Consider the following 26379-nt stretch of genomic DNA (forward strand, 5'->3'; position numbering starts at 1 on the left):
CGGAGGTACGCCTCAGCGCCCGCGCAGCCGCCGTACGAGAATGCTCGCGTCGCCCCGCGACTCCAGGTCGGCAAGGACCACGGCGACGGCCTCGCGCACGATCCGCCCGCGGTCGACCGCGAGCCCGTGCTCGCCCCGCAGCACCAGACGCGCGTGCTCGAGGTCCATCAGCTCCTCGGCCGAGACATAGACCGTGATCTTCTCGTCGTGCCGCTCACGCCCGGTGGGCCGCCTGTTGGCCCCGCGCCCACCCCCACGGCGCCGCTGCTGCTGAGGAGCCGCCTGAGCCGCCTGGGGACGCCGTCCTGCGGCCTCCCCGTCGGCGGTGCGGCTCCGCGGTTCCCCCGAGGCGGAGTCCTCCTCCGCGGCGGAGTGCTCCGAGGGCTCACCGGACTTCTCCGAAGCGGCGGTGTCGCTCTCCCCCGCGGGCCCCGGCACTCTGGCCTCGCCGTTGGCGGACCGGCGCGGGGACGAGGACGTCAGCGCCATGCCCCCGGTCGTACGGAACAGTTCGTCGGCCCCCGGCAGACTCACTCGGCGTGACACCGGGCGAGCACCTCCCTGGCGAGCTGGCGGTAGGCGGCGGCACCAACGGAGTTGGAGGCGTACGTGGTGATCGGCTCACCGGCGACCGTGGTCTCCGGGAAGCGCACGGTCCGGCCGATCACCGTGTGGTAGACGTGCTCGTCGAAGGCCTCGACCACACGGGCGAGCACCTCACGGCTGTGCACGGTCCGCGAGTCGTACATCGTGGCGAGGATGCCGTCCAACTCCAGGTCGGGGTTGAGACGTTCCTGCACCTTCTCGATGGTCTCCGTCAGCAGCGCCACACCACGCAGCGCGAAGAACTCGCACTCCAGCGGCACGATCACCTTGTGAGCCGCCGTCAGGGCGTTCACGGTGAGCAGACCCAGCGAGGGCTGGCAGTCGATCACGATGTAGTCGTAGTCCTGCATCAGCGGCTTGAGCGCCCGCTGCAGCGTGGACTCACGGGCGACCTCGCTCACCAGCTGCACTTCCGCGGCGGAGAGGTCGATGTTGCTGGGCAGCAGGTCCATGTTGGGGACCGCGGTCTTCAGCAGCACCTCGTCCGCCGCCATGCCCCGCTCCATGAGCAGGTTGTAGACGGTGAGATCGAGCTCCATCGGATTGACTCCGAGCCCCACCGACAGCGCACCCTGTGGGTCGAAGTCGACGAGGAGCACCCGGCGTCCGTACTCCGCGAGCGCGGCACCCAGATTGATGGTCGACGTGGTCTTGCCCACGCCGCCCTTCTGGTTGCACATCGCGATGATCTTCGCGGGGCCGTGGTCGGTCAGTGGTCCTGGGATCGGGAAGTACGGCAACGGCCTTCCGGTCGGGCCGATCCGCTCGCGGCGCTGACGGGCAGCGTCCGGTGCGAGGGTGGCCGCGTACTCGGGGTCGGGCTCGTATTCGGCGTCGGGGTCGTAGAAATGCCCCTGGGGAACCTCGGTGTAGTCGGCGAGAACATGGGTGGTCGTATCGCCACTCCGGTCGCCGGCCCTGGCGTTCACGTGTTGGCCGTCCATACTCTGGTGGGCACTCGGGTGGACTGTCGTCTGCACTGAGGTCGGGCCGTACTGACGCGCCGCGAAGGTGCGGACAGCGACGGAACCGGCAGCCTCGCGCCCTGCAGGACCCTGATCCCGCACAGGCATTCCTGGTTGACCACCCCCGGGAGTAAATGTCGACTCATTCACAAGTCGTCTTACCTCCTTGGACGTGACCAGGAAAATTTGTCGATTCGTCAGCGTAGAACCATGCCGACGGTTGGCGACTCTATGGCGTGTCACCACTCCGCAGCAACACAATCCGCCGGACCGGGCCCGATGTGTCGGCAACCCAACACCCTTGTGTCAAGGGCTCATGAGGGCCGCACGGGTGCTGAACACGCGACCGGCCGGACCTCACCTGGGCAAGATCCGGCCGGTTGCGCGCGGTTGACGACGCGTGTTGACGCGTCAGCCGAGCAGCGTGCTCAGTTCGGTGTGCTCCAGGCCGTGCGCCTCGGCGACGGAACCGTAAACCACCTGTCCGTCATGGGTGTTGAGGCCCAGGGCAAGGGCCGGGTCGCGTCGCAGCGCCTCGGTCCAGCCGCGGTTCGCGAGCTCCACGATGTACGGAAGCGTGGCGTTCGTCAGCGCGTAGGTGGAGGTGTTGGGCACCGCGCCCGGCATGTTGGCGACGCAGTAGAAGACCGAGTTGTGGACCATGAAGGTCGGCTCGGCGTGCGTCGTCGGGTGCGAGTCCTCGAAGCAACCACCCTGATCAATTGCAATGTCGACAAGTACACTTCCGGGCTTCATCTTGGCGACGAGCTCGTTGGTGACCAGCTTCGGGGCCTTGGCTCCGGGGATCAGAACGGCGCCGATGACGAGGTCCGCCTCGACGACGGCCTTCTCCAGTTCGAAGGCGTTGGAGACGATCGTCTGCACCTTCGTGCCGAAGATCTTGTCCGCTTCGCGCAGCTTGTTGATGTCCCGGTCGAGCAGCGTGACGTGGAAGCCCATGCCGACCGCGATCTGCGTGGCATTCCAGCCGGAGACACCGCCGCCGATGACGACGGCCTTGCCCGCAGCCGTGCCGGGGACACCGCCGGGGAGCACACCGCGGCCGCCGACCTGGCGCATCAGGTGGTACGCGCCGACCTGCGGGGCGATGCGGCCCGCGACCTCGGACATGGGGGCCAGCAGCGGCAGCTGCCGGCCGGCCGTCTCCACGGTCTCGTACGCGATGGCGGTGGTGCCGGACTCCAGGAGGGCGTCCGTGCACTCGCGCGAGGCGGCGAGGTGCAGGTAGGTGAAGAGGGTCTGGTCCTTGCGGAGGCGGTGGTACTCCTCGGCGACGGGCTCCTTGACCTTCAGGAGCAGGTCGGCGGTGGCCCAGACCTCGTCGGCGGTGTCCAGGATCTGCGCGCCCGCCGCGACGTACTCGGCGTCCGTGATCGAGGAACCGACACCGGCGTTCTGCTCGACGACGACCTGATGACCGTGGCGCACGAGCTCGTGCACTCCGGCGGGGGTGATGGCCACCCGGAACTCGTTGTTCTTGACCTCGCGGGGGATGCCGACCTTCACGTCGATCACGGTCCTTGACTCAGAGAGGGACAACTAGGGCAATGACATACATACCCGTCCGCGCACAGCACAGCGGGGGACACCACGGAAGTGCGCGGTGAACCCAGTCTATGGAAGGACTTCTCCCTGTCTAGCCTTTCAATGCATCAATCTTTTGCCGAACCACTGCGGATTTCGTAGGCAGAAGCCGGATCGACCAGCAGTCTCTCGGCCGAACCCCTGTGCAGCTGGGCCGCCGCCGGGTCGCCCAGCCGGTCCAGCGTGTCCGCGAGCCGGATCTCCAGCGCGGCCTGAAGCCGCACGTCGGAGGCCTGGCGCGCCCACTCCACCGCCTCCTGGCAGGTGCGCAGCGACTCCTCGGGCCGCCCCGCGTACTCCTGCACCCGGGCCGCCTCGCTCAACACCCGTGCCTGGCCCGCCAGATCACCGAGACGGCGGTGTCCGGCGGCCGCCGCACGCCAGTTCCGCAGTGCCTCGCCGTAGTTCCCCGCATAGGTCAGTACGGCGCCGAGCCGCCCGTAGAGACGCGCCTCGTCGGCCGACTCCCCCCGGCTCTGCCACTGGGCCAGCGCCCGGCCGTACCAGTCGGAGGCCCGCTGCCAGTCCCCCAGCTCCTGGTAGGCACCGCCTACGGATTCCATCGCGCGGCTGATCGCCAGCGGGTCGTTCGCGGCCCGTCCGGCGTCCAGGGCCGCCCGATAGCGCGCGAGCGCCTCCTGGGTGCGCCCGGTCCGTGCGTCGAGATCGGCCAGATTCAGCAGCGCGGCGGCCTTCTCCCGCGGCAGATCGCGCCGCTCGGCGACGGAGAGCACCAGCTGGTGCAGCCCGTACAGCTCGGCGGCCGCCGCCTCCGCACCCCGGTGCGCGATCAGTGCCCGTACGAGCGCGGCCACCAGACGGCGGGCCAGCGTGTCGAGGTCACCGTCCTCGACGGCGATCCGCGCCGAGGCCAGCAGGGCGCCCTGCCGCACCCGCAGCCACTCGGCCGCGGCCGGGGCGCTCGGGAAACGCAGCGACTTCGGCAGTCCGGCGAGCCGCTTGCGGGCCGGGGAGCCGTCGGGCTCGGTGACCGCACGGCAGGACTGCAGCTGTCGTACGGTCCGCTCCAGCATCCGCGCCCTGGCCAGCTGCACCTCGGCGGGCCGGTCGCGGTCCTCCATGAGCGCCCGCAGCAGCGGCGCCAGGGCACCGGGCACCTCGTACAGGGGGCCGACCTGCCGCAGCAACCCGAGCGCGGCAAAGTCGTCCAGCGTCGACTGGGCGGCCGAGACCGAGCAGCCGGCGAGGGCCGAGGCGGTGTGCGCGTCGACGAGTCCGGCGGGTGCGAGGGCGAGCAGTCGCAGTATCCGCGCCGCCGGCGCCGGCAGCGACTCGTACACGAAGCGGAATGCCCGCGCCAACGGCCGGGCGCCGGTGGGCTGTTCGGCGTCGTCGGGCAGTGCGCGGAGCTTCTTGGCCACGTCCGCGACGGCCGCCTTGGGGCGGGCGGCGAGCCAGCCGCCCACCAGGACGAGCGCGGCCGGCTGGCCGCCGCACTCCTCCACGAGCGTCTCCGCCGACCTCGGGTCGACGGTGATCCTGACCTTGCCGGTGAACCGGCCGAGCAGTTCGACGCCCGCAGCGGCGTCCAGACCGCCGAGCGTGCACGGCCGCACGTCGGGGATTCCCGTCAGCGGCCCCGTGGAGGTGGCCACGACCAGGCAGTCGGCGGCGTCCGGCAGCAGCGGATCGACCTGCTCGGCGTCGGCTGCGTCGTCGAGGAGCAGCAGCACCCGGCGCACCGAGAGGGCCTCGCGGACACGCTCCGTGAGCTCGTCCTCGCCCTCCCCCGGCGGCGCCACGACGGCCAGCGCACCGAGCAGTGCGCGCGCGGTGTCCGCGGTCGGCACGCGCTCGCCGCCCGGCGAGGTCAGCCGGGCGCGCAGCACGCCGTCCGGGTACTCCCCGGCCAGGCCGCGGGCCAGCTCGTCGGCCAGGGCGGTGCGTCCCGAACCGGGCCTGCCGGCGATGAGCAGCACCCGGGGGCGCTTGCCCTTCCGGCCGGCCATGGTGTCGAGACCGGCCCGTCCGATGTCGGCGCGCAGCGACTTCAACTCCCGCTGTCTGCCGAAGAACTGACCGTCCGTCCGTCCGGGTTCCCGTACATCGGCCCGGCCGCTCACGTGCACCGCCTGATCCGTCACGCCGCCGAGCGTAGTTCACACAGTGCGACGGACCAGGGGGAGCGCGGCGGGCACATCGCCCGTTCGGATCAACGGATCATCGGACCGGGAAGGTCAGACCTCGAACGGCCGGGCGGGCCAGGGCGCCTCGGCCGGGCGAAGGGCGTCGATGCCCTCGCCGGCCAGTGCGGCGCTGAGCGCGAGGACGCCCGCGACCGTGCAGCTGTTGTGCAGTTCCCCGGCCAGTACGCCCCGTACGAGCTCGGGAAGCGGAACGCGTGCCAGCTCCATGTCGGCCTCCTCCTCGGAGACTTCGAAGCGCTCGCCGTCCGCTTCGGAGATGTCCCGGGCGAGGAAGATCCGCACCGCCTCGTCGGAGCCGCCGGGCGAGGTGTAGATGTCGGTCAGCACCCGCCAGTCCTCGGCCTTGACGTGCGCCTCCTCGTACAGCTCGCGCTGGGCGGCGTGCAGCGGGTTCTCGCCGGGGATGTCGAGGAGTCCGGCCGGGATCTCCCAGAGCTTGTGGCGTACGGGGTGGCGGTACTGGCGCAGGACCAGGACGCGGCCCGAGTCGTCGAGCGCGAGGACGGCCACCGAACCGGGGTGGACCTGGTAGTCGCGGTGGGCGACCGCGCCGTCGGGCATGACCACCTCGTCGGTGCGGACGCTGGTCTTGTTGCCCGTGAACGGGGTCACCGTCCCGGTGACCTGCCACTCCTCGGCGGTGTCCTTGATGGTCATGCAGCCTCGTCCTCCCACGACAAACAGAAACCGGGGTACGGAATCCCCGTGAGGATTTCGTACCCCGGTAACCGTAACTCCTGGTGCTACTTGCCTGTCTTGCGCGCGACGGCGGCCTTCACAAGGCCCGCGAAGAGCGGGTGCGGGCGGGTCGGGCGGGAGCGCAGCTCCGGGTGGGCCTGCGTGGCGACGAGGTAGGGGTGGACCTCGCGCGGGTACTCGACGTACTCGACGAGCTTGTTGTCCGGGGAGGTGCCGGAGAAGACGATGCCCGTCTTCTTCTCCAGCTCGGCGCGGTAGGAGTTGTTCACCTCGTAGCGGTGACGGTGACGCTCCTCGACGTACGGCTGGTCGTCGTAGACCTCACGGACGATCGAGCCTTCGGCGAGCTTCGCCGGGTACATGCCCAGGCGCATGGTGCCGCCCAGGTCGCCCGCGCCTTCGACGTACGCCAGCTGCTCTTCCATGGTGGAGATCACCGGGTGGGCGGTGGCGGCGTCGAACTCGGTGGAGTTGGCGTCGGGGATGTCGGCCAGGTTGCGCGCGGCCTCGATCACGATGCACTGGAGGCCCAGGCAGATGCCGAGCAGCGGCACCTTGTTCTCGCGGGCGTACTGGATCGCACCGATCTTGCCGTTGACGCCGCGGTCGCCGAAGCCGCCGGGGACCAGGATCCCGTCGACGTCGCCGAGGTTCTTCGCGGCATCGGCCGGGGTCCTGCAGTCGTCCGATGCGACCCACTTGACCTTGACGCGGGCCTTGTTGGCGAAGCCGCCCGCGCGGATGGCCTCGGTGACCGAGAGGTAGGCGTCGGGCAGGTCGATGTACTTGCCGACCAGCGCGACGGTGACCTCGTGCTCGGGGTTGTGGACGCGGTCCAGGAGGTCGTCCCAGGTCGTCCAGTCCACATCGCGGAAGGGCAGGTCCAGCTTGCGGACGACGTAGGCGTCCAGGCCCTCGGTGTGCAGGACCTTGGGGATGTCGTAGATCGACTTGGCGTCCACGCAGGCCACCACGGCGTCCTCGTCGACGTCGCACATCAGCGAGATCTTGCGCTTGATGGAGAGCGGCACGTCGCGGTCGGCGCGCAGGACGATCGCATCCGGCTGGATACCGATGTTGCGCAGGGCCGCCACCGAGTGCTGGGTGGGCTTGGTCTTCAGCTCGCCGGAGGGACCGATGTAGGGCAGCAGCGAGATGTGCACGACGAAGACGTTGTCGCGGCCGACCTCGTGGCGGACCTGGCGGACGGTCTCCAGGAACGGCAGCGACTCGATGTCGCCGACCGTGCCGCCGACCTCCGTGATGACCACGTCGACGTCGTCGGTGGCCATGCGGCGGATGCGGTGCTTGATCTCGTTGGTGATGTGCGGGATGACCTGGACCGTGTCGCCCAGGTACTCGCCGCGCCGCTCCTTGGCGATGACCTGCGAGTAGACCTGGCCGGTGGTGACGTTGGCCGAGCCGTCGAGGTCGACGTCGAGGAAGCGCTCGTAGTGGCCGATGTCCAGGTCGGTCTCGGCGCCGTCGTTGGTGACGAACACCTCGCCGTGCTGGAAGGGGTTCATCGTGCCCGGGTCGACGTTCAGGTACGGGTCGAGCTTCTGCATGGTGACACGGAGGCCCCGCGCCTTGAGGAGCGCGCCGAGGCTGGAGGCAGTCAGACCCTTGCCGAGGGAGGAGGCGACACCCCCGGTGACGAAGAGGTGCTTGGTCGTCGTGGATTTGGTCTGCATGGCCAAGAGGGGGCTCCCGTGGTCGCGATCTGCGGTACGTACCGGCCTTCCGGAATGAAATCTTCCGGAGGTGCCGTCGCTGCGGTCGGGGGCGTAATCACCACCGGTCCACGGGGTACCAGGGTATCAGCGACAGCGGGAGGTCGCTTCCGGCCACGCACGGACCGCCTCTCACCGGGGCTTCACCGGATGGTCATCGCTCGCCCACCCGACGCTCACCCGTTCGGCCCAGCCCTGTTGCAGGGAGGGCCGCGCGGATCACTAGGGTGCGTCGTATCCTGCTCGGACACTTCGCTGCCGAGCCTCCGGCAAACGGCAACATCCCCGCCAGCTCCCGGAAACAAAGCTCGTCAACGATCCCTTGACTGCAAGCGCCCTTTTGGGGGCGGACGTGGCCGTTCGACTGGAGATTGCACGTGGCCGGGCGCATCGAGGATTACGCACTCATCGGAGACATGCAGACCGCGGCACTGGTCTGCAGGGACGGCACGGCCGACTGGCTGTGCCTGCCCCGCTTCGACTCGCACGCCGTCTTTGCCGGACTGCTCGGCACCGACGAGCACGGTTTCTGGCGACTGGGCCCCGCGCATGCCGCGGACGCCCCACCGCCCCCTGCCGTCCGCCGCCGCTACCGCGACGACTCCCTGATCCTGGAGTCGGAGTGGGACACCCCGCGCGGCACGGTCCGGGTGACGGATTTCATGCCGCCACGCGACGGCGCACCCCAGCTCATCCGCATCGTGGAGGGCGTGAGCGGGCGCGTGCCGATGCGCTCCACGCTCCGTATGCGCTTCAGCTACGGACGGATCACGCCCTGGGTCCACAAGGTCGACGGGCGTACGGTCGCCGTCGCCGGCCCCGACTCGGTGTGGCTGGACACCTCGGTCGAGACCTTCGGCAAGAACCTCACGACGTACTCCGAATTCACCGTCGCGCCGGGTGACCGGATCGCGTTCACGATCAGCTGGCAGCCCTCGCACAAGGAGCCGCCGCCGCTGCCCGACCCCGAAGGCGCGCTGACGCTGACGGAGGACTTCTGGCGCGAGTGGGTGGAGCAGTGCACGTACCACGGCCCCTACCGCGAGGCCGTGGTCCGCTCGCTGATCACGCTCAAGGCCCTGACGTACGCGCCGACCGGCGGCATCGTGGCGGCCCCCACGACCTCGCTGCCCGAGGACATCGGCGGCTCCCGGAATTGGGACTACCGCTACACCTGGCTCCGCGACGCCGCGATCACCCTCTCCTCGCTGCTGCGCACCGGCTACCGCGAGGAGGCCCGTGCCTGGCGCGAATGGCTGCTGCGCGCGGTCGCCGGCGACCCGGAGAACCTGCAGATCATGTACGGGATCGCGGGTGAGCGCGAGCTCGGCGAGGCGGAGCTCGACTGGCTTCCGGGGTACGAGAACTCGGGCCCCGTACGCGTCGGGAACGGCGCGGCGGGCCAGCTCCAGCTCGATGTGTACGGCGAGGTCACCGAGGCCCTGCACCTGGCGCACATGACAGGCCTGGCCCGCAACGACCACGCCGCCCTCCTCCAGCTGAAGCTGATCCGTCACCTCGAGGACAACTGGGACCAGCCCGACGAGGGCATCTGGGAGGTCCGCGGCCCGCGCCGCCACTTCGTGCACTCCAAGGTGATGGCCTGGGTCGCCGTCGACCGCACGATCAAGCTCATCGAGTCGGGCGACGCCGACGGCCCGCTGGAGAAGTGGCGCGAGCTGCGCGACGACATCCACCGGGACGTCTGCGAGAAGGGTTACGACAAGGAGCGCAACACCTTCACGCAGTCCTACGGGTCGAAGGAGCTCGACGCCTCCCTGCTGCTCATCCCGCAGATGGGCTTCCTGCCCCCGGACGACAAGCGGGTCATCGGCACCATCGAGGCGATCCAGCGCGAGCTGTCCACCGAGGACGGATTCGTCCTGCGCTATCCGACCACCGGCGGGGACGCGGGCGTCGACGGCCTGGAGGGCGACGAGGGAGCCTTCCTCGCCTGTTCGTTCTGGCTGGCCGACGACCTGGCGATGATCGGGCGCGTGGACGAGGCGCGCAAGCTCTTCGAGAAGCTGCTCGCGCTCCGCAACGACCTGGGTCTCCTCGCCGAGGAGTGGGACTCCCGCCTCCAGCGCCAGGTCGGCAACTTCCCGCAGGCCTTCAGCCACGTGCCGCTGATCGACACGGCGCTGCGGCTGACGGCATCGGGGGCCTACGGCGGCTGATCTGTGCCCCGGACGCTTCGGGTAGCGTCCGGGCCATGGAGAACCAGGGCGGGATCACTGTGCAGCGGGCGCTGGAACTGCCGGGTCTGCGCGGCGGCCTTCCCGAGGTCGTGGCGGGTGCGGACCGGCTGCAGCGCACGGTGCGCTGGGTGCACGCGGGCGAGGTGCCGAACATCGCCTCGCTGCTCAAGGGCGGCGAGCTGCTTCTCACCACAGGGCTCGGTCTCGGCACCCGGCCCGCCGAACAGCGGGCGTTCGTCCGCAGGCTCGCCGACCGGGGCATCGCGGCGCTCGTGGTGGAGCTCGGTCCGCGCTTCAGCAGGCTGCCCGCGACCCTGGTGGAGACGGCGCGGGCCGCCGGGCTCCCTCTCGTACAGCTGCACCGTGAGGTCCCTTTCGTCTCGGTGACGGAAGAGGTCCACACGGAGATCGTCAATGGTCACTACGCGCTGCTGCAGCGCGCCGAGGAGGTGCACCGGCGGTGCACGGAGGCGCTGCTCGGCGGGGGCGGGGTGCCTCAAGTCCTGCGGATCCTGGCCGACTTCGCGGGCAATCCGGTCTTCCTGGAGACGGCGGACGGGCAGCTGCTGTACGCCGCAGGGGAAGGCGAGCCGCTCCAGGTGTGGGAGGGGCTGCGCGGCCACCGGCCCGCGGGTGCGGTGCTGGTGGAGGTTCCTGGCGGGGGTCCGGGGACGGGTTTCGTACGGGCGAGGATCGCGCTGCTTCCGGTGGTGGGGCCGCTCGCGCCCGTGCACCGTATGGCGGCCGAGCGGGCCGCGGGAATCCTCGCCGTGGTCCTGATGCAGGCGCGTCAGGAGGAGGAGCTGGCGGCGCGCGGGCGCGGTGATTTCCTCACCGATCTCGCGGAGGGGCGGATCAGCGCCGAGGACGCGCCCGCCCAGGCACGGGTGCTGGGCTTCAAGCCGGGCGAGGGGCCGCTGCTGCCGGTGGTGATGCGGCTCGCCTCTGAGCTGTCGCCGACGGGCAACTGGGCTGTGCTGGCGCGGGCGGTCCTCGAGGAGCTGGCGTCGGTGGGGGTGCCGGTGCTCCTTGGCGTACGGCCGGTGGAGGGGCGGGTTCCGCTGCTGCTGGGGCTGCGCGGCGAGTCGGAGCGCACGGCGGTCGCCGACCGGGTCGCCGTGGCCCTACGCGCGGGGGTCGAGCGCGCCGGTCTGGAGCGGGCCGGGGCACATCCGCCGGTGGTGGTGGTCGGGGTCGCGGGCGGCTGGGCGGCCGCTTCGGCGGGGCTGCGGCATGCGGCGGAGACGGCCACTGCGGCGCAGGGGCTCACGGACCGACCGTGGTACGACGCGCGGCGCCTCGACATCGATCTGCTGCTCTGGCGGCTGCGGGACCACCCCGATCTGGCCGCCTTCGTCGACCGGGCGATCGGTCCCCTGCGCGAGCACGACCGCACCTCACGGCCGCCCCTGCTGCCCACGCTCCAGACGTACTTGGCGCATGCGGGCCGCAAGGCGGAGACGGCGCGCGAGCTCCATCTGAACCGCCAGACGCTCTACAACCGCCTGGCCCGCATAGCGGATCTGCTCGGCACGGACCTGGACGATCCGCAGACGGTGCTGGCGCTGAGCCTCGCGCTGCGGGCCCGCCGTCATACGTCCTGAGTCACCTGGGGTGGGTCAACTCGTCGTAGACGCTGAGGACTTGGGCCACCGTCTCGTCCTCAGTCGGCCAGCCCGCCGCCTGCGCCCGCCCTGCAGCCGCGAGCCGGCTGCGTCGCTCGGGGTCGGCGAGGAGCGCGGACACGCGTGCGGCGAGGGCCTCGGCGTCTCCGTACGGTACGAGTTCGGCTGCCCGGCCCACGAGTTCGGGCACCCCTCCGACGGCCGTCGCCACCAGCGGGACGCCCAGGCGCAGCGCCTCCTGCGCCAGCAGGGACCTGGCCTCCCAGCGACTGGGCAGCACGGCGACGTCCGCGGCGGCGAGCAGCTCGGTGACGTCGTCCCGGCTGCCGATGAGCCGTACAGGCAGCGATTCGGCTTCGATACGGCGCTGCAGCGCGCCCCGTTCCCGGCCCTCTCCCGCGATCACGACCAGCGGCAGCGGGTCGAGCCCGCGAAGGAGTCCGGCCGCGTCGAGGAGGGTTCCGTATCCCCGGTGTGCCACCAGGCTGCCCACGGCCATCACCAACGGGCGGTCCACGGCGCCCAGTTCGGCCCGCGCCTTGCTCTCGGTGCCGTCCGCGGGCGGCCGGGGCGCGGGCACGGCGACCGACGCGAGGCGTGCGTCGCGCGCGCCCCTGCTGCGGGCGCGGTCGACGAGGTCGGACGAGGTGGCGAGGACAACGGCCGCCGCACGGGCGGCCCTTCGCTCCATCAGCCGCAGGAGATGACCGCGCGCGCCCTCGGTGTGGGCCCTGGTGTGCCAGGTGACGACCAGCGGGGTGCTGCGGTGCCCGCCGAGGGCGAGGGTGGTGCGTACGGCCGCGTTCAGTCCGTGCGCGTGGACGACGCCCGCTCCCGCGCAGGCCGCGCGCAGTGCGGCGACGGCGGCCGGGTCGCTGCGGCGCGGTACGGGCACGAAGTGGGCGCCCGCGCCGATGAAGTCATAGGCGCGTTCCAGCGCGGCGGGGGCGCACACCGTGACGCGCACGCCCCGTTCGACGAGCCCGGCTGCCAGGGACCGGACGTGCGCACTGCTGCCCGCACTGCCGCCTCCGAGGACGAGGACGGCGTTCAGCGGGGCCGGGGTGCTGCTCACGTGGCCGGAGACTCCTGAGTCGGCGTCGGGCGGGAGGGGTTCTGCGCCCAAGGATGCCAGTTGGCACGCGCGTTCCGGCACTGCCGGGCGGCCGATCCCGTACGCGGTCGTGTCAACTCGCGTCCTGGATCACCCACATGGGTGAGCAGGCGGCTCAACCCGCCAGGGCGCGGCGCACCTTCTCCCCCGTACGCCGACGCTCTGACCAGCGCCGCAGCTCAGCCGTCCGCCCGCGCCGTCGCCAGCAGCTCCTCCGCGTGCGCGCGCGCCGTCTCGGAGTCCTCCTGGCCCGCCAGCATCCGCGAGAGTTCCCGTACGCGGTCCTCGCCTTCCAGGACCGTCACGCCGCTCCTGGTCACCGACCCGTCGTTCGTCTTCTCCACGAGCAGTTGCCGGTCCGCGAAGGCCGCGACCTGCGGCAGGTGCGTCACGACCACGACCTGGGCCGACTTGGCGAGGCGCGCGAGCCGGCGCCCGACCTCGACGGCCGCCTTGCCGCCGACGCCCGCGTCCACCTCGTCGAAGAGATAGGTCGGTACGGGGTCCGAGCCGGCGAAGACGACCTCCACCGCGAGCATGACCCGCGAAAGCTCGCCGCCCGACGCCCCCTTGGCGATGGGGCGGGGGTGCGCGCCGGGGTGCGGTGCGAGCAGCAGCTCGACCTCGTCGGCGCCGGTCGGCCCGTACGCGACGAGCCTGCCGCCCACCTCGACGCCCTCGGGGTCGTCGGCCTGGCGGATGTCGATGGAGACCCGGGCATGCGGCATGGCCAGCGAGGCCAGTTCGGCGGTCACCGCTGCCGCGAAGCGCTCCGCGGCCTCGGTGCGCGCGTCGGTCAACGCCTGCGCCAGGCCGGAGAGTTCGGCACGCAATGCGTCGCGTTCCGTGGTGAGTTCGCCGATCCGGTCGTCGTCGCCCTCCAGCTCGGTCAGCCGTACGGCGCCGTCCTCGGCCCAGGCGAGCACGGCGGTGATGTCCGTGCCGTACTTGCGGGTGAGCTGGGTCAGTGCGGCCCGCCGGTCCTCCACCGCGGCCAGCCGCAGCGGGTCGGCGTCCAGGTTGTCGGCGTAGCCCGCGAGCTCCGTCGCCACGTCGGTGAGCAGGATCCCGATCTCCCCGATGCGCTCGGCGAGCACGCCGAGGGCGGGGTCGTGCGACCGTACGGCGTCCAGCGCCCGGCCCGCCCCGGCGACCATGGTCGTCGCGTCGACGCTCTCCGGGTCTTCGGGGTTGCCGGCCAGCGCGCCGTGCGCGAGAGCGGCGGCGGAGGCGAGCGCCTCCGCGTGACCCAGACGCTCGGCCTCGGCGGCGAGCTCGGTGTCCTCGCCGGGCAGCGGCTCCACGCCGGCGACCTCGTCGAGGCCGAAGCGCAGCAGATCCGCTTCCTGGGCCCGCTCGCGCGCCCGCGTGGTCAGCTCGTCCAGTTCGACCACGACGTCCCGCAGCCGCCGGTAGGCCGCCGCGTACTTGGCGTGCGGCCCGGCGACCGCGTCGCCCGCGTACCGGTCGAGCGCCTGCCGTTGCCTGGCGGGCCGCAGCAGTCCCTGCTGATCGGTCTGCCCGTGTACGGCGACCAGGTCGTCCGCGAGTTCGGCGAGCAGCCCCACCGGCACGGAGCGCCCGCCGAGGAACGCCCGTGAGCGCCCTTCGGCGGAGACCGTACGGCTGACGAGCAGCGCCCCGTCGTCGAGTTCGGCCCCGGCCTCCTCGGCCCGTACGGCAGCGGGCGCACCCGCGGGCACGGTGATCCGCCCCTCGACGACAGCCGACTTGGCCCCGAGCCGCACCAGCGCGGCGTCAGCGCGCCCGCCCAGCAGCAGCCCCAGGCTGGTCACCACCATGGTCTTGCCCGCGCCGGTCTCGCCGGTCACCGCGGTGAACCCGGGTGACAGCTCCACGACAGCGTCGTCGATGACCCCGAGCGACCGTATCCTCATCTCCTCCAGCACGGACACGACCTTACGAGGTCCCGGGCCCGGTGTGCGACGGGCCCCGTACCGTCACCCTCCCGTGCGCGGGGGAAAACCCCACCCCAAACGGGGTGATCACCTCATGGCGCCCGCTCCGCCTCCCCCGTCACGCTTGACCGCATGGGTACAGGACTGTCGTCTTCAGCACTGCGCGGGCACCGCCCCGCCTTCGTAGGGACCGTGGTGGCAGCGCTGTTCGCGGCGATCGTCGTGAGCGCATCGGCGACGGTTCTGATCGCCACCGGAGGCGACGGGGTGTCCGCCCGGGCGCGCAGGACCATGTCCGCCAACAGCGTGGGCGACACGGCTCTCGTCCTGTTGATGGTCTCGATCTACATGTCGATTTTTGTCGTCGCGTCCACCATGGGGACAGCGGTGGTGCAGCAGCACCGCGAGCTGGCACTGGTGCGGGCGATCGGCGCCCGCCCCCGCCAGGTCCGCCGGGCCGTGGCGGCCCAGGCCCTGGCCGCATCCGTACCGGCCGCGCTCGCGGGAGCGGTGATCGGCTCGGCGGTGTCCCGGTTCTGGTTCGACGCGATGGTGACGCACGGGCTGATCCCCCGGGGTGTGCCCTTCGGCTTCAGCTGGCTCGTCCTGCCGATCTGTCTGGGCGTGGCCGTGGTCACCTCGACGGCCGCCGCGATGCTCACCTCGCTGCGCTTCTCCCTGCTGCGCCCTGCCAGGGCGCTGGACGAGGCGCTGGCGGGCCGCACGGGTCTGGGGTGGATGCGGGCACCGCTCGGGGTGATCGCCGTCGGCGGCGGGCTCCTTCTCTCCGTACTGCTCTCGCGGCAGTCCGCCGAGGACGCGGGCCAGGCCGCCTTCTTCGTACTGATCCTGTTCTGCGTGGGCGTGGGACTGCTCGGCCCGCGGATCGTCGGCCCCGCCGCCCGGCTCGTCTCCGCGCCCTTCGCACGCTTCGGAGCGACCGCACAGCTGGCGGCGCTCAACGTCCGCTCGCAGCCACGCCGTTTCTCCGCGGCGGTGGTTCCGCTCGTGCTGGCCACCGGCTTCGGACTCATCAAGATCATGCTGCTGGCCACCACCCAGCACCGTACGGGCAGCGCGGGCAGCCCCGGCGACGTCTGGCTGGAGTACCTCGGCACCGCCCTCTACACGGGCTTCGCGGCCATCGCCGCGGCCAACACCCTCGCCATGATCTCCTTCGAGCGCCGCCGCGACATCGCCCTGCTGCGGGTGGTCGGCACGAGCCCGTCGCAGGTGCGGGCGATGGCGGTCTGGGAGGCGCTGATCGTGGCGGCCACCTCGCTCGCCCTGGGCACCGCGATCGCCCTGCTCACCCTGGCACCGATGCTCAGCACGGCCTTCGGGTCACCTTTCCCGTACGTCCCCTGGCAGGCGGCCCTGGGAGTGGTGGCGGGCACAGCGGCGCTCACGGTACTGGCCACGGGGGTGCCCGTGAGTGCGGCCCTGCGCAGGCCCGCACTCCAGTCGGGGCGAGCGAGCTAGTTCGGCGCCCCGCGCCAACCGGCCACCGGCAGCGCGAACTTGGCGACCAGACGGTCGGTGAACGAGGCATGGTGCAGCCGCGCCAGCCGTACGGGCACCTCGCCCCGACGGACCTCCACGCGCGCCCCCGCCGGCAGCGGAACCGACCTGCGCCCGTCGCACCAGAGCACGCCCTGCGGGGTGTGCGGCTGCACCTCCACGGCGAGCACCGACGTCGGCGACGTCACCAGCGGCTTGGCGAAGAGCGCGTGCGCCCCGATGGGCACCATGAGCAGTGCCTCCACCTCGGGCCAGACCACGGGCCCGCCCGCCGAGAAGGCGTACGCGGTCGACCCCGTCGGTGTCGCACAGACGATCCCGTCGCAGCCGAAGCCGGTCACCGGACGCCCGTCGATCTCCAGGACGACCTCCAGCATCCGCTCGGGCTCGGTCTTCTGTACGGCGGCCTCGTTCAGCGCCCAGTCCTGGTGCACGACGTCGCCGTTGTTGTGGACGAGGACGTCGAGCGTCATGCGCTCCTCGACCTCGTACGCACGGGTGACGACCCGGTCGACGACCTTGTCGAGGTCGTCGCGCTCGGCCTCGGCGAGGAAGCCGACCCGCCCCAGATTGACGCCGAGCATCGGCACCCCGGAGGCGCGCGCGAACTCGGCGCCGCGCAGCAGCGTCCCGTCACCGCCGAGCACGATCAGCAGTTCGCAGTCGTCCAGGGCCGCGGGCGTCGCCTCGGCGACCAGCTGCACCGATGCGGGCAGCGGCAGATCGGCCGCCTCCGCCTCCAGGACCCGGACGCCCAGGCCGCATTTGAGCAGCCCTTCGACGACGAGCTCGGCACTGCGGATGGCGGCGGGCCGCCCCGTGTGCGCGAGCAGGAAAACGGTGCGCGTCGCTGCTGCTTCTACGTCTGTCACTGCGGCCCCTCTGCCACTGCACGGTCCACATCGGCCGGATCGAGCGCGGGCGCATCCGCCCGCAGCCACAGAAAATACTCGACATTTCCGGAAGGTCCAGGCAGCGGGCTCGCGGTCACGCCGCGTACGCCGAGGCCGAGTTCGGCGGCCCTGCGCGCCACGGTCCGTACCGTCTCGGCCCGCAGTTCCGGGCTCCGTACGACGCCTCCGCTGCCGAGCCGGTCCTTGCCGATCTCGAACTGCGGCTTGACCATCATCACCAGGTCGGCGTCGGGTGCGACGCACCGCGCCAGAGCGGGAAGCACCAGGCCAAGGGCGATGAAGGAGAGGTCCCCCACCACCAGATCGGCCGGCACCCCGTCGATCGCGTCGAGCGTCAACTCGCGTACGTTCGTACGGTCCTTCACGGTGACCCGCTCATCGCTCTGCAGCGACCAGGCGAGCTGCCCGTACCCCACGTCCACGGCCACCACGTGCGCGGCCCCGGTCCGCAGCAGCACATCGGTGAAGCCTCCGGTGGAGGCGCCCGCGTCCAGCGCGCGCCGCCCCTCGACCTTCAGCCCCTGCGGCATGAAGGCCGCGAAGGCGCCGGCCAGTTTGTGCCCGCCGCGCGAGACGTAATCGGGGTCGCTGTCGTCTTTGAGCACGACCACGGCCGCGCTCGTCTCGACCTGGGTCGCCGCTTTGGTCGCGGTGGCGCCGCCGACGGTGACCCGCTTCGCGGCGATCAGCTGACTGGCGTGCTCGCGCGAGCGCGCGAGCTTCCTGCGGACCAGCTCGGCGTCGAGGCGGCGGCGTGCCACTCCTGCCACGTTTCGTTCAGCTCCTGCGGTCGTACTGAGTCGGGGGAGCCGGAGGTCCCGGGCGTGCGTCCAGCGCGTCCAGCGCCTCACGCAGCCCCCGGTGTACATCTTCGTACACCTCGATGTGTCCGTCCGCCGGGAGGTGGTCCGCATCGCCGAGCCGCTCGAGATCCGCGTCGACCTGCGCGTTTCCGGTGGGTGTACGCATCACGCCCAGGGGCCGGGGCGCTGCGGGGTCCAGGACCGGGAGGGGGCCGCCGTCACTGTCGCTCATGCACCAGACGCTACCGCGATCCGCTGGGGTACCGTCGATCACGATGGCCACGACTCAGGAGTGCCGCAGCGCGCTCGACAAGCTTTCGGACAGCATGGTGCAGGCGAACAGCCAGGTCCGCAGCGCAGCAGCGCTCGACCGTTCGCTCAGCTGCCACATCACGGACCTCGACGTCACCTTCACCGGCCGTCTGGTGGACGGCCGTATCGAGGTCAGGGACACCCAGCAGGGATCGCCCCGCGAAAAGGCGCAGATCCGCCTCGCCATGAAGGGCGACGACCTGGTGGCGATGGTCGACGGCGAGCTGAACTTCGCCAAGGCCTGGGCCTCGGGCCGGGTGCGCCTGGAGGCGGGCTTCCGCGATCTGCTGCGGCTCAGGACACTGCTGTAGCCGTACGGACACGAGCCTTGCGCCCGGCCGGCACCACCAGCGGAGTCCCGGTCTGCGGACACTCGATGACCTGGCACTTCACCCCGAAGACCCGTTCCACGAGCTCCGCGGTGACGACGTCCTCCGGAGCGCCCTCCGCCACGATCGCCCCTTCCCGCATGGCGATCAGATGGGTGGCGTAGCGGGCCGCGTGATTCAGGTCGTGCAGTACGGCGACGAGCGTGCGCCCCTGCGTCTCGTGCAGTTCGGCGCACAGGTCGAGCACATCGATCTGGTGCTGGATGTCCAGGAACGTCGTCGGCTCGTCGAGCAGCAGCAGCGGTGTCTGCTGGGCCAGCGCCATCGCGATCCACACCCGCTGGCGCTGACCGCCGGACAATTCGTCGACATAGCGATCGGCCAGATCGGCGACGCCCGTCGAGGTCATCGACTCGTCGACGACGCGCTCGTCCTCGGGCGACCACTGGCGCAGCAGCCCCTGGTGCGGATAGCGCCCGCGCGCCACCAGGTCGGCGACGGTGATCCCGTCCGGGGAGATCGACGACTGCGGCAGCAACCCCAGCGTCCTGGCGACCTTCTTCGCGGGCATCGACCCGATGGTCTGCCCGTCGAGAAGCACCCGCCCCTTGGCCGGCTTCAGCATCCGCGACAGCGCCCGCAGCAGGGTCGATTTGCCGCATGCGTTGGGCCCGACGATGACCGTGAACGAGTTGTCCGGGATCTCGACGGACAGATTCTCGGCGATGGTGCGCTGGTCGTATCCGAGGGTCACGGCCTCGGCGGTCAGTCGCTGCATGGTCGTACTCCCGGAATTCAACGAGGTCATCAGATCCGTCCTGCCTTGCGTTCGGTGACCAGCAGCCACAGCAGATAGCAGCCGCCCAGCACACCGGTCACCACGCCCACCGGCAGTTGCCGGTCGCCGAAGGCCTGCTGGGCGATCCAGTCGGCGACGACGACCAGTACGGCGCCCATCACGGCGGCGGCGAGCAGATTGGGCCCGGCCGAGCGGGTCAGCCGGCGGGCGAGCTGCGGCGCCGTCAGTGCCACGAACGCGATCGGGCCGGCCGCGGCCGTCGCGATCGCGGTGAGCAGTACGGCGGCCAGCATCAGGACGAGGCGGGTCCGCTCGACCCGTACGCCCAAGGCGAATGCGGCGTCGTCGCCCATCTCCAGCATCCGCAGATTCCGCCCGTTGCCGAGCACCAGCGGCACAAGGACCGCACAGGCCGCGAGCAGCGGCCAGAACTGCGACCAGTCCCGCCCGTCGAGCGAGCCGGTCATCCACACCACGGCCCGGGTGGCGTCGACCAGATTGGCCTTGGTGAGGAGATAGCTGACGCAGGCGGTGAGCATGGCGGCCGCCCCGATCCCCACGAGGACCAGCCGGTAGCCGTGCACGCCGCGCTTCCAGGCCAGTGCGTAGATGGCGACCCCGGTCACCAGTCCGCCGACGATCGCCCCTCCCGCGACGGCGACGGCCCCGCCCTGGAAGAGGACGATCACCGTGAGCGCGCCCACGGACGACCCCTGGCCGAACCCGATCACATCCGGACTGCCCAGCGGATTGCGGGAGATGGACTGGAAGACCGCCCCCGAGATCCCGAGAGCGAGCCCGACGAGCAGCCCGACGAGCACGCGCGGCAGCCGCAGGTCGTTGATGATGAATTCCTGCGCGGCAGTGCCGCCTCCGAAGAGGGTCCGTACGACGTCGCCCGGTGCGATCGGATAGTCGCCGACCCCGATCAGCACGACCGCGGCGGCCACCGCCATGACGGTCAGCGCGCCAATGGCCAGCGCCGCCCGCACATCGACCCGGAACGAGAGCCCGCCCGCGGTGCGGACCGCACGTGTCCCACGTATCGCTTCTGTCGCTTTCACAGCTGGGCCATCCTCCGGCGGCGTACGAGAAAGATGAAGACGGGCCCGCCGATGAGCGCGGTCACGATGCCGACCTGCAGCTCGGCGGGCCGGGTCACGACCCGTCCCACCACATCGGCACCGAGCAGCAGCACGGGCGAGAGCACCGCCGAGTACGGCAGGACCCAGCGCATGTCGGGCCCGGTGATGGCCCGCACGATGTGCGGCACCATGAGCCCGATGAAGAGGATCGGTCCGCAGGCGGCGGTCGCGGCCCCGCAGAGCAGGGTGATGGCGATCATCGCCAGGACGCGGGTCCGGTTCAGGTGGGCGCCCAGTGACTTGGCGGTGTCGTCGCCCATCGCCATGGCGTTGAGCGGCCGCGCGATCAGCAGGGCGAGGACCAGCCCGACCGTGATGAACGGCCACACCTGGGAGACGGTCTTCCCGTCGGCGGAGGCCAGTGAGCCCACCGCCCAGAAGCGCATCTGTTCCAGCGCCGCCGAGTTCAGGAGCTCTACGGCGTTCACATAGCCGATCAGCGCGGCGCTGAGCGCCGTACCGGCGAGTGCGAGGCGCACCGGGGTGGCGGTGCGGCCGCCGCTCAGTGCGTACACGAGGACCGAGACGACGGCCGCGCCGGCGAACGCGAACCACACATAGCCGGTGAAGGACGTGATGCCGAAGAGGCTCATCGCGGTGACCACGGCGGCCGCCGCCCCCGCATTGACTCCGAGGACGCCGGGCTCGGCGATGGGGTTGCGGGTGAGCGACTGCATGACCGCGCCGGCCACCCCGAGGGCGGATCCGACGAGCAGGCCGAGCACGGTCCGCGGTACGCGCACCTCACGGATGAGGACGTCGGTGCCCGCGCCCGAGCTGTGCATCAGGCCGTGCCACACGTCGCCGACCGGCACCTGTTTGGCGCCGATCGCGATGCTCGCCACAACGACCAGCGCCAGCAGGGCCGTTGACGCGAGAAGACCGGCGGCACGCACCGCATGGCGCGTGCGGGGCACGGAAGCGGTCGCCGCATCCGTCTGAGGAGGACTCTCTACCAACACCCAGTTAGGTTAACCTAACCTCATCGAGTGCTGTCCAGGGGCTCCAGGGCCTCTACAGCCCCAGCCGGTCGAGCACCTTTCCCGCATCCAGCGCGCACACACCGTCGCCCGCAGCGGTCCAGGCCGCCGCGCACAGCGCCCGCAGCCCGTCCATCGCCTCCCCGTCACCGTCCAGCACAAACGCCTCGTCCCGTACGGAAGCGGTCCAGCCCCCGCACCCGAACCCGCCGTCCCGCTCGGTCACCTCCGGCTGCCCGGCCAGCATCCCCCGCAGGTCGGCGTCGACAAAGGTCGGCCGGTGCTCGGGCTTCGCAGCCAGCAGCTGCGCCCCGTCGGTCACCCCGGTCAGCACGAGCAGCGAGTCCACACCCCCGTTGAACGCCCCCTCGATATCCGTGTCGAGCCGGTCCCCCACGACCAGCGGCCGCTTCGCCCCGGTGCGCAGCACGGTCTCCCGGTGCATCGGCGGCAGCGGCTTCCCGGCCACCTGCGGTTCGGCGCCGGTCGCGATGCGTACGACCTCGACCGCAGCCCCGTTCCCCGGAGCGATCCCCCGCGCACTGGGAATGGTCAGATCGGTGTTGGACGCGAACCACGGCACCCCGCGCCTGATCGCGTAGGAAGCCTCGGCAAAACGCGACCACGGCAGATCGGGACCACCGAACCCCTGCGCCACAGCGGCCGGGTCGTCATCGGCCGAGTCGACCGGGACCAGCCCGCGCTCACGCAGCGCGACCCGCAGCCCCTCGCCGCCGATCACCAACACCCGTGCACCTTCCGGCACTTGCTCGGAGATCAGCCGTGCGACCGCCTGCGCGGAGGTGATGACATCGCTCTCCTCGGTGGGGATCCCCAGCTCCGTGAGATGCCCGGCCACCGCGTCCGGGGTCCGCAGCGCGTTGTTGGTGACGTACGCGAGATGCATCCCGCCGTCCCGCGCCGTCGCCAGCGACTCGACGGCGTGCGCGATCGCCTCGCCGCCCGCGTAGACCACCCCGTCCAGATCCAGCAGAGCAGTGTCGTACGCCTCGCTCAGCGCACTCGCGCTCCCGGCGGGCATGGTCCTGCTCTGCTGACTCATCGCACTCCTCATTCGCTGGTTCTCCCCCGATCATCCCCCATCGCCGCACCACACCTACGATGCAGCAATGAGCACAACTGGGCGTGCGGCCGACGGCCTGCACCTGTTCCCCTTCCGCGGACTGCGGTACGTCCCCGAGCGGGTCGGCAGCATCTCGGCCGTCACCTCTCCCCCGTACGACGTCGTGGTCCGCCCCGACGGACTGCATCACCTGGAGTCCGCCGACCCGCACAACATCGTCCGGCTGATCCTCCCGCAGGCGAGTACCCCCGCCGCCCGCAATGAACAGGCGGCGGCCACGCTCACCCGCTGGCTCGCGGAGGGCGTCCTCGCCCCCGACCCCGAACCGGCGCTCTACGTCTACGAACAGCGCAAGGGCGATCTCCTCCAGCGCGGCCTGGTCGGCGCCCTGGCCCTCTCCGCCCCCGAGGAGGGCATCGTCCTGCCCCACGAGGACGTGATGCCGCACATCGTCGAGGACCGGGCGGCCCTGATGCGTACGACAGCGGCGAATCTCGAACCCCTCCTGCTCACCTACCGCTCGGACGGCTCCGCCACCGGCGCGGCAGCGGTCATCGACCGCACGCTGACCCGTGCCCCCCTCCTCTCCACCACCACGGAGGACGGTTTCAGCCACCGCCTCTGGTCGCTGACCGACCCCGACGACCTGACGGAGGTCCGCACCGACCTCGAGCACCGCCAGGCGCTGATCGCCGACGGCCACCACCGCTGGGCGACGTATCTGCGGCTGCGCACCGAGCACGCGCCCCCCAGCCCCTGGGAGTACGGCCTGGTGCTCCTCGTCGACACGGCCCGCCATCCTCTCCAGGTCCGCGCGATCCACCGCCTGCTCCACCGCCTTCCCGTGGCGGAGGCCCTCACAGGGCTGGCCGGCGCCTTTCGTGTCCGTACGATCGAGGCCCCGCTCCCCCAGGCCCTCAGCGCGCTCGCCGAGGCGACAGCCGAAGGCAATGCCTTCCTGCTGGCCGGGGACGGCCGCTTCCACCTCCTCGACCAGCCATCGGAGTCCCTGCTCGCCCGCACGATCCGCACGGACCGCCCCGAGGCCTGGCGCACCCTGGACGCGACGGTGCTGCACTCCACCCTGCTCGACGAGGTCTGGCGGATCCCGGACACCCCCGAGCACATCGCGTACATCCACGACACGGAGGCCGCGGTCGAACAGGCGGAGCGCCACAACGCGACCGCCGTCCTGATGCATCCGGTACGCGAAGAGGTCGTCCGTGACCTCGCCCGCCAAGGCGTCACGATGCCGCGCAAGTCGACATCCTTCGGCCCGAAGCCGGCCTCGGGCCTGGTCCTGCGCAGCCTGACCGCAGGCTGACCTTCCGTACGCAAAAAAGGGCGGCACCCCAGGGGTGCCGCCCTTCCTCACATGGACTCAGTCCTTGTCGACGCCGTCCTTGTCGCCGTCCGACGCACGCGGCGCGTCCGACTCCTCGTCGATCTCCTCATCGAGCCCGGCCTCGACGTCGTCCTGCTCCTCGACGTCTTCGACGGCCTCCGACGCGGCCTCTTCCTCTTCGTCCACTTCCTCTTCCTCGACGTCGACGAACTCAACGCCTTCCAGCTCGGCGAGCCGGTCCGAAGCGTCCGTGGAGCCGTCGCGGTCGGCCTCGATCGCCTTGGCGAACCACTCCTTGGCCTCGTCCTCACGCCCGGCGGACACCAGAGCATCGGCGTAGGCGTACCGCAGACGCGAGGTCCACGGCTGTACGGAGTTCGACGCGAGCTCGGGGCTCTGCAGCGTCACGATCGCCGCGTCGATCTGCCCCATGTCACGCCGGGCACCGGCCGCGACCAGGCGCATCTCGACCTGACCGGCCTTGTCCAGCTTCTGGACCTCCGGCTCGCCGGCCATGGCCATCGCCCGCTCGGGACGGCCCAGACCGCGCTCGCAGTCGGCCATCACGGGCCACAGGTCCACGCTGCCGGTCATGCGCTTGGCGGCCCGGAACTCGGCCAGCGCCTCGGAGTACTTCTGCGTGGCGTACGCGGCGAAGCCGGCAGCCTCACGCACGGCGGCCACCCGGGAGGCGAGCTTCAGCGCGATACGCGAGTAGGCGTACGCCTCCTCCGGGTCCTCGTCGAGCAGCCGGGCGACCATCACCAGGTTCTTGGCGACGTCGTCGGCGAGGGTCTTCGGCAGGCTCATCAGCTCCTGCCGCACGTCCTTGTCGATCTCCTGCCCGGTGACGTCGTCGGGGATGGGGAGCCGACGAATCGGCTCGCGGTCCCGGTCGCCCTGATACCCGCCACGGTCGCCACCGCGGTCATCGCGCTGCCCACCGCGATACCCACCACGGTCGCCGCCGCGGTCATCACGACGCTCGAAACCGCCACCGCCGGACCGGTCGTCGCGCCGGAAGCCGCCACCACGCTCGTCATCACGACGCGGCCCACGGTCGCGGTCGTCGCGTCCGCCCTGGTAGCCACCGCCGGCGGGACGGCCACCGCGGTCGTCATCACGACGGAAGCTCGGCCGGTCGTCACGACGCTCGAAGCCACCACCACTGGGACGCGCACCACGGTCATCACGCCGGCCCTGGTAACCACCACCGGAGGGACGCCCACCACGGTCGTCATCACGACGCGGCCCACGGTCATCACGCCCACCCTGGTAACCGCCCGAGGGACGACCACCACGGTCGTCACGTCCACCCTGGTAACCACCGCCGGAGGGGCGGCCACCACCCTGGTAGCCACCACCCGAAGGACGCCCACCACGGTCGTCGCGCCCGCCCTGGTAGCCACCACCGGAGGGGCGGCCGCCACGGTCGTCATCACGACGCGGCCCACGGTCATCACGCCCGCCCTGGTAACCGCCCGAGGGACGACCACCACGGTCATCACGTCCACCCTGGTAACCACCGCCGGAAGGACGGCCACCACCCTGGTAGCCACCACCCGAAGGACGCCCACCACGGTCGTCGCGCCCGCCCTGGTAACCACCGCCGGAGGGACGGCCACCGCGGTCGTCATCACGACGGAAGCTCGGCCGGTCGTCACGACGCTCGAAGCCACCACCACTGGGACGCGCACCACGGTCATCACGCCGACCCTGGTAACCACCACCGGAGGGACGCCCACCACGGTCGTCATCACGACGCGGCCCACGGTCATCACGCCCACCCTGGTAACCGCCCGAGGGACGACCACCACGATCGTCACGTCCACCCTGGTAGCCACCACCCGAAGGACGACCACCACGGTCGTCACGTCCGCCCTGGTAGCCACCACCCGAGGGACGACCACCACGGTCATCGCGTCCACCCTGGTAACCGCCACCCGAGGGACGACCACCACGGTTGTCGTCACGCTGACCACCGCGGTATCCACCACCCGTGCTCGGACGCCCACCACGGTCATCATCACGACGCGGGCCACTCGGCCGGTCATCGCGACGCCCATAACCGCCACCGCCACCGCTGCCACCGGCCGGCCGGCCGCCACGGTCATCACGGCGCGGGCCGCCGGACCCACGGTTGTCGCCGCCACGGAAACCGCCACCGCGGTTGTCGTCCCTGCGGAAGCTGGAGCCACCACGGTCACTGTCCCTGCGCGGCCCACGGTCGCGGTCGTCACGCCCGCGCGGCTCGCGCTCCGGACGATCGTCGGGGGAGTTGGTGGACATGGGTGGGGCTCCTGTCTTCGGGTACTGCAAGTCATTCTCGCGCAGTCGGCGATCCAACGCGCTTCGGAAAATAAAAAAGGACCTTTGGTCCCAGCGTGAACGCTGGGACCAAAGGTCCTTGAAAGATTGTTCGGCGGCGTCCTACTCTCCCACAGGGTCCCCCCTGCAGTACCATCGGCGCTGAAAGGCTTAGCTTCCGGGTTCGGAATGTAACCGGGCGTTT

General features: G+C 71.2%; 22 protein-coding genes and 1 rRNA gene. 5 read left to right on the forward strand and 18 right to left on the reverse strand.

Features of this window, described 5'->3' with window-relative positions:
- Positions 1-12: 12 nt before the first annotated feature.
- The 6 genes from AB0H78_RS16775 to AB0H78_RS16800 form a co-directional block, all read right to left on the reverse strand.
- Entirely contained in the window at positions 13-546 is a 534-nt protein-coding gene (locus AB0H78_RS16775; protein WP_363235125.1) for a hypothetical protein, read from the reverse strand.
- Positions 531-1679: a ParA family protein gene (locus tag AB0H78_RS16780; protein ID WP_363235126.1), complete on the reverse strand. Its 1149-nt coding sequence runs from the start codon at positions 1677-1679 to the stop codon at positions 531-533. Before AB0H78_RS16780 ends, AB0H78_RS16775 begins: the two co-directional genes overlap by 16 nt.
- A gap of 303 nt (positions 1680-1982) precedes the next feature.
- A complete protein-coding gene (gene ald, locus AB0H78_RS16785) occupies positions 1983-3098 on the reverse strand; it encodes an alanine dehydrogenase (RefSeq protein ID WP_363235167.1) in 1116 nt (371 codons plus the stop codon).
- Between the two features lie 146 nt (positions 3099-3244).
- Positions 3245-5281, reverse strand: coding sequence for a tetratricopeptide repeat protein (locus AB0H78_RS16790; RefSeq protein WP_363235128.1), 2037 nt, complete (start codon positions 5279-5281; stop codon positions 3245-3247).
- A gap of 93 nt (positions 5282-5374) precedes the next feature.
- Positions 5375-6001: an NUDIX hydrolase gene (locus AB0H78_RS16795; protein WP_363235129.1), complete on the reverse strand. Its 627-nt coding sequence runs from the start codon at positions 5999-6001 to the stop codon at positions 5375-5377.
- Positions 6002-6087: 86 nt separating this feature from the next.
- On the reverse strand, positions 6088-7737 hold the full coding sequence (locus AB0H78_RS16800; RefSeq protein ID WP_363235130.1) for a CTP synthase: 1650 nt from the start codon (positions 7735-7737) through the stop codon (positions 6088-6090).
- A 416-nt stretch (positions 7738-8153) separates the two neighbouring features.
- Here AB0H78_RS16800 and AB0H78_RS16805 point away from each other — a divergent pair, with 416 nt between their 5' ends.
- Positions 8154-9956 carry a glycoside hydrolase family 15 protein gene (locus AB0H78_RS16805; protein WP_363235131.1) on the forward strand — a complete coding sequence of 601 codons (1803 nt, stop codon included), beginning with the start codon at positions 8154-8156 and terminating at the stop codon, positions 9954-9956.
- A gap of 35 nt (positions 9957-9991) precedes the next feature.
- Positions 9992-11581 (forward strand): PucR family transcriptional regulator, encoded by a 1590-nt coding sequence (locus AB0H78_RS16810; protein ID WP_363235132.1) that lies wholly within the window; start codon positions 9992-9994, stop codon positions 11579-11581.
- 1 nt (position 11582) lies between these two features.
- Here the strand turns inward: AB0H78_RS16810 and AB0H78_RS16815 are convergent, their stop codons facing one another.
- Positions 11583-12677: a glycosyltransferase family 4 protein gene (locus AB0H78_RS16815; protein ID WP_363235133.1), complete on the reverse strand. Its 1095-nt coding sequence runs from the start codon at positions 12675-12677 to the stop codon at positions 11583-11585.
- Between the two features lie 218 nt (positions 12678-12895).
- A complete protein-coding gene (recN, locus tag AB0H78_RS16820) occupies positions 12896-14614 on the reverse strand; it encodes a DNA repair protein RecN (RefSeq protein WP_363235168.1) in 1719 nt (572 codons plus the stop codon).
- A gap of 153 nt (positions 14615-14767) precedes the next feature.
- Between recN and AB0H78_RS16825 the strand changes: the two genes are divergently transcribed.
- Positions 14768-16117, forward strand: a complete 1350-nt coding sequence (locus tag AB0H78_RS16825) for an FtsX-like permease family protein (RefSeq protein WP_363235134.1) — start codon at positions 14768-14770, stop codon at positions 16115-16117.
- Here the strand turns inward: AB0H78_RS16825 and AB0H78_RS16830 are convergent.
- From AB0H78_RS16830 to AB0H78_RS16840, 3 genes are read right to left on the reverse strand one after another with little or no spacing between them, the layout of a single operon-like run.
- Entirely contained in the window at positions 16114-17028 is a 915-nt protein-coding gene (locus tag AB0H78_RS16830) for an NAD kinase (protein WP_363235135.1), read from the reverse strand. The genes AB0H78_RS16825 and AB0H78_RS16830 overlap by 4 nt on opposite strands.
- Entirely contained in the window at positions 17025-17840 is an 816-nt protein-coding gene (locus tag AB0H78_RS16835; protein ID WP_363235136.1) for a TlyA family RNA methyltransferase, read from the reverse strand. The genes AB0H78_RS16830 and AB0H78_RS16835 overlap by 4 nt, the downstream gene beginning before the upstream one ends.
- A gap of 7 nt (positions 17841-17847) precedes the next feature.
- Positions 17848-18105, reverse strand: coding sequence for a hypothetical protein (locus AB0H78_RS16840; RefSeq protein ID WP_363235137.1), 258 nt, complete (start codon positions 18103-18105; stop codon positions 17848-17850).
- A 43-nt stretch (positions 18106-18148) separates the two neighbouring features.
- On the opposite strand from AB0H78_RS16840, the gene AB0H78_RS16845 reads away from it, so the two are divergent.
- On the forward strand, positions 18149-18496 hold the full coding sequence (locus AB0H78_RS16845; protein ID WP_363235138.1) for an SCP2 sterol-binding domain-containing protein: 348 nt from the start codon (positions 18149-18151) through the stop codon (positions 18494-18496).
- On the opposite strand, the gene AB0H78_RS16850 is transcribed toward AB0H78_RS16845, so the two are convergent.
- From AB0H78_RS16850 to AB0H78_RS16865, 4 genes are read right to left on the reverse strand one after another with little or no spacing between them, the layout of a single operon-like run.
- A complete protein-coding gene (locus AB0H78_RS16850) occupies positions 18480-19292 on the reverse strand; it encodes an ABC transporter ATP-binding protein (RefSeq protein ID WP_363235139.1) in 813 nt (270 codons plus the stop codon). The genes AB0H78_RS16845 and AB0H78_RS16850 overlap by 17 nt on opposite strands.
- A gap of 29 nt (positions 19293-19321) precedes the next feature.
- Positions 19322-20377 carry an iron chelate uptake ABC transporter family permease subunit gene (locus tag AB0H78_RS16855; protein WP_363235140.1) on the reverse strand — a complete coding sequence of 352 codons (1056 nt, stop codon included), beginning with the start codon at positions 20375-20377 and terminating at the stop codon, positions 19322-19324.
- Positions 20374-21417: an iron chelate uptake ABC transporter family permease subunit gene (locus AB0H78_RS16860; RefSeq protein WP_363235169.1), complete on the reverse strand. Its 1044-nt coding sequence runs from the start codon at positions 21415-21417 to the stop codon at positions 20374-20376. Before AB0H78_RS16860 ends, AB0H78_RS16855 begins: the two co-directional genes overlap by 4 nt.
- A gap of 55 nt (positions 21418-21472) precedes the next feature.
- On the reverse strand, positions 21473-22501 hold the full coding sequence (locus tag AB0H78_RS16865) for an HAD-IIA family hydrolase (RefSeq protein ID WP_363235141.1): 1029 nt from the start codon (positions 22499-22501) through the stop codon (positions 21473-21475).
- A gap of 67 nt (positions 22502-22568) precedes the next feature.
- Between AB0H78_RS16865 and AB0H78_RS16870 the strand changes: the two genes are divergently transcribed.
- Positions 22569-23846 (forward strand): DUF1015 domain-containing protein, encoded by a 1278-nt coding sequence (locus tag AB0H78_RS16870; RefSeq protein ID WP_363235142.1) that lies wholly within the window; start codon positions 22569-22571, stop codon positions 23844-23846.
- Positions 23847-23903: 57 nt separating this feature from the next.
- On the opposite strand, the gene AB0H78_RS16875 is transcribed toward AB0H78_RS16870, so the two are convergent.
- From AB0H78_RS16875 to rrf, 3 genes are all read right to left on the reverse strand, one after another.
- Complete coding sequence (locus AB0H78_RS16875) at positions 23904-24677, reverse strand: hypothetical protein (protein ID WP_363235143.1); 774 nt, start codon at positions 24675-24677, stop codon at positions 23904-23906.
- Positions 24677-26032, reverse strand: a complete 1356-nt coding sequence (locus tag AB0H78_RS16880; RefSeq protein WP_363235144.1) for a hypothetical protein — start codon at positions 26030-26032, stop codon at positions 24677-24679. Before AB0H78_RS16880 ends, AB0H78_RS16875 begins: the two co-directional genes overlap by 1 nt.
- A 252-nt stretch (positions 26033-26284) precedes the next feature.
- Positions 26285-26379, reverse strand: a 5S ribosomal RNA gene (rrf, locus tag AB0H78_RS16885); the annotation flags it as partial.

It is taken from the genome of Streptomyces sp. NPDC050738, assembly GCF_040654175.1.
Lineage (GTDB): Bacteria > Actinomycetota > Actinomycetes > Streptomycetales > Streptomycetaceae > Streptomyces.

Coding starts and splice junctions, on each gene's coding strand:
- AB0H78_RS16800 (WP_363235130.1), bottom strand. CDS start 7,737: ATGCAGACCAAATCCACGACGACCAAGCACCTCTTCGTCACCGGGGGT.
- AB0H78_RS16810 (WP_363235132.1), top strand. CDS start 9,992: ATGGAGAACCAGGGCGGGATCACTGTGCAGCGGGCGCTGGAACTGCCG.
- AB0H78_RS16795 (WP_363235129.1), bottom strand. CDS start 6,001: ATGACCATCAAGGACACCGCCGAGGAGTGGCAGGTCACCGGGACGGTG.
- AB0H78_RS16845 (WP_363235138.1), top strand. CDS start 18,149: ATGGCCACGACTCAGGAGTGCCGCAGCGCGCTCGACAAGCTTTCGGAC.
- AB0H78_RS16865 (WP_363235141.1), bottom strand. CDS start 22,501: ATGAGTCAGCAGAGCAGGACCATGCCCGCCGGGAGCGCGAGTGCGCTG.
- AB0H78_RS16840 (WP_363235137.1), bottom strand. CDS start 18,105: ATGAGCGACAGTGACGGCGGCCCCCTCCCGGTCCTGGACCCCGCAGCG.
- AB0H78_RS16870 (WP_363235142.1), top strand. CDS start 22,569: ATGAGCACAACTGGGCGTGCGGCCGACGGCCTGCACCTGTTCCCCTTC.
- AB0H78_RS16875 (WP_363235143.1), bottom strand. CDS start 24,677: ATGAGCCTGCCGAAGACCCTCGCCGACGACGTCGCCAAGAACCTGGTG.
- AB0H78_RS16780 (WP_363235126.1), bottom strand. CDS start 1,679: ATGCCTGTGCGGGATCAGGGTCCTGCAGGGCGCGAGGCTGCCGGTTCC.
- recN (WP_363235168.1), bottom strand. CDS start 14,614: ATGAGGATACGGTCGCTCGGGGTCATCGACGACGCTGTCGTGGAGCTG.
- AB0H78_RS16825 (WP_363235134.1), top strand. CDS start 14,768: ATGGGTACAGGACTGTCGTCTTCAGCACTGCGCGGGCACCGCCCCGCC.
- AB0H78_RS16850 (WP_363235139.1), bottom strand. CDS start 19,292: ATGCAGCGACTGACCGCCGAGGCCGTGACCCTCGGATACGACCAGCGC.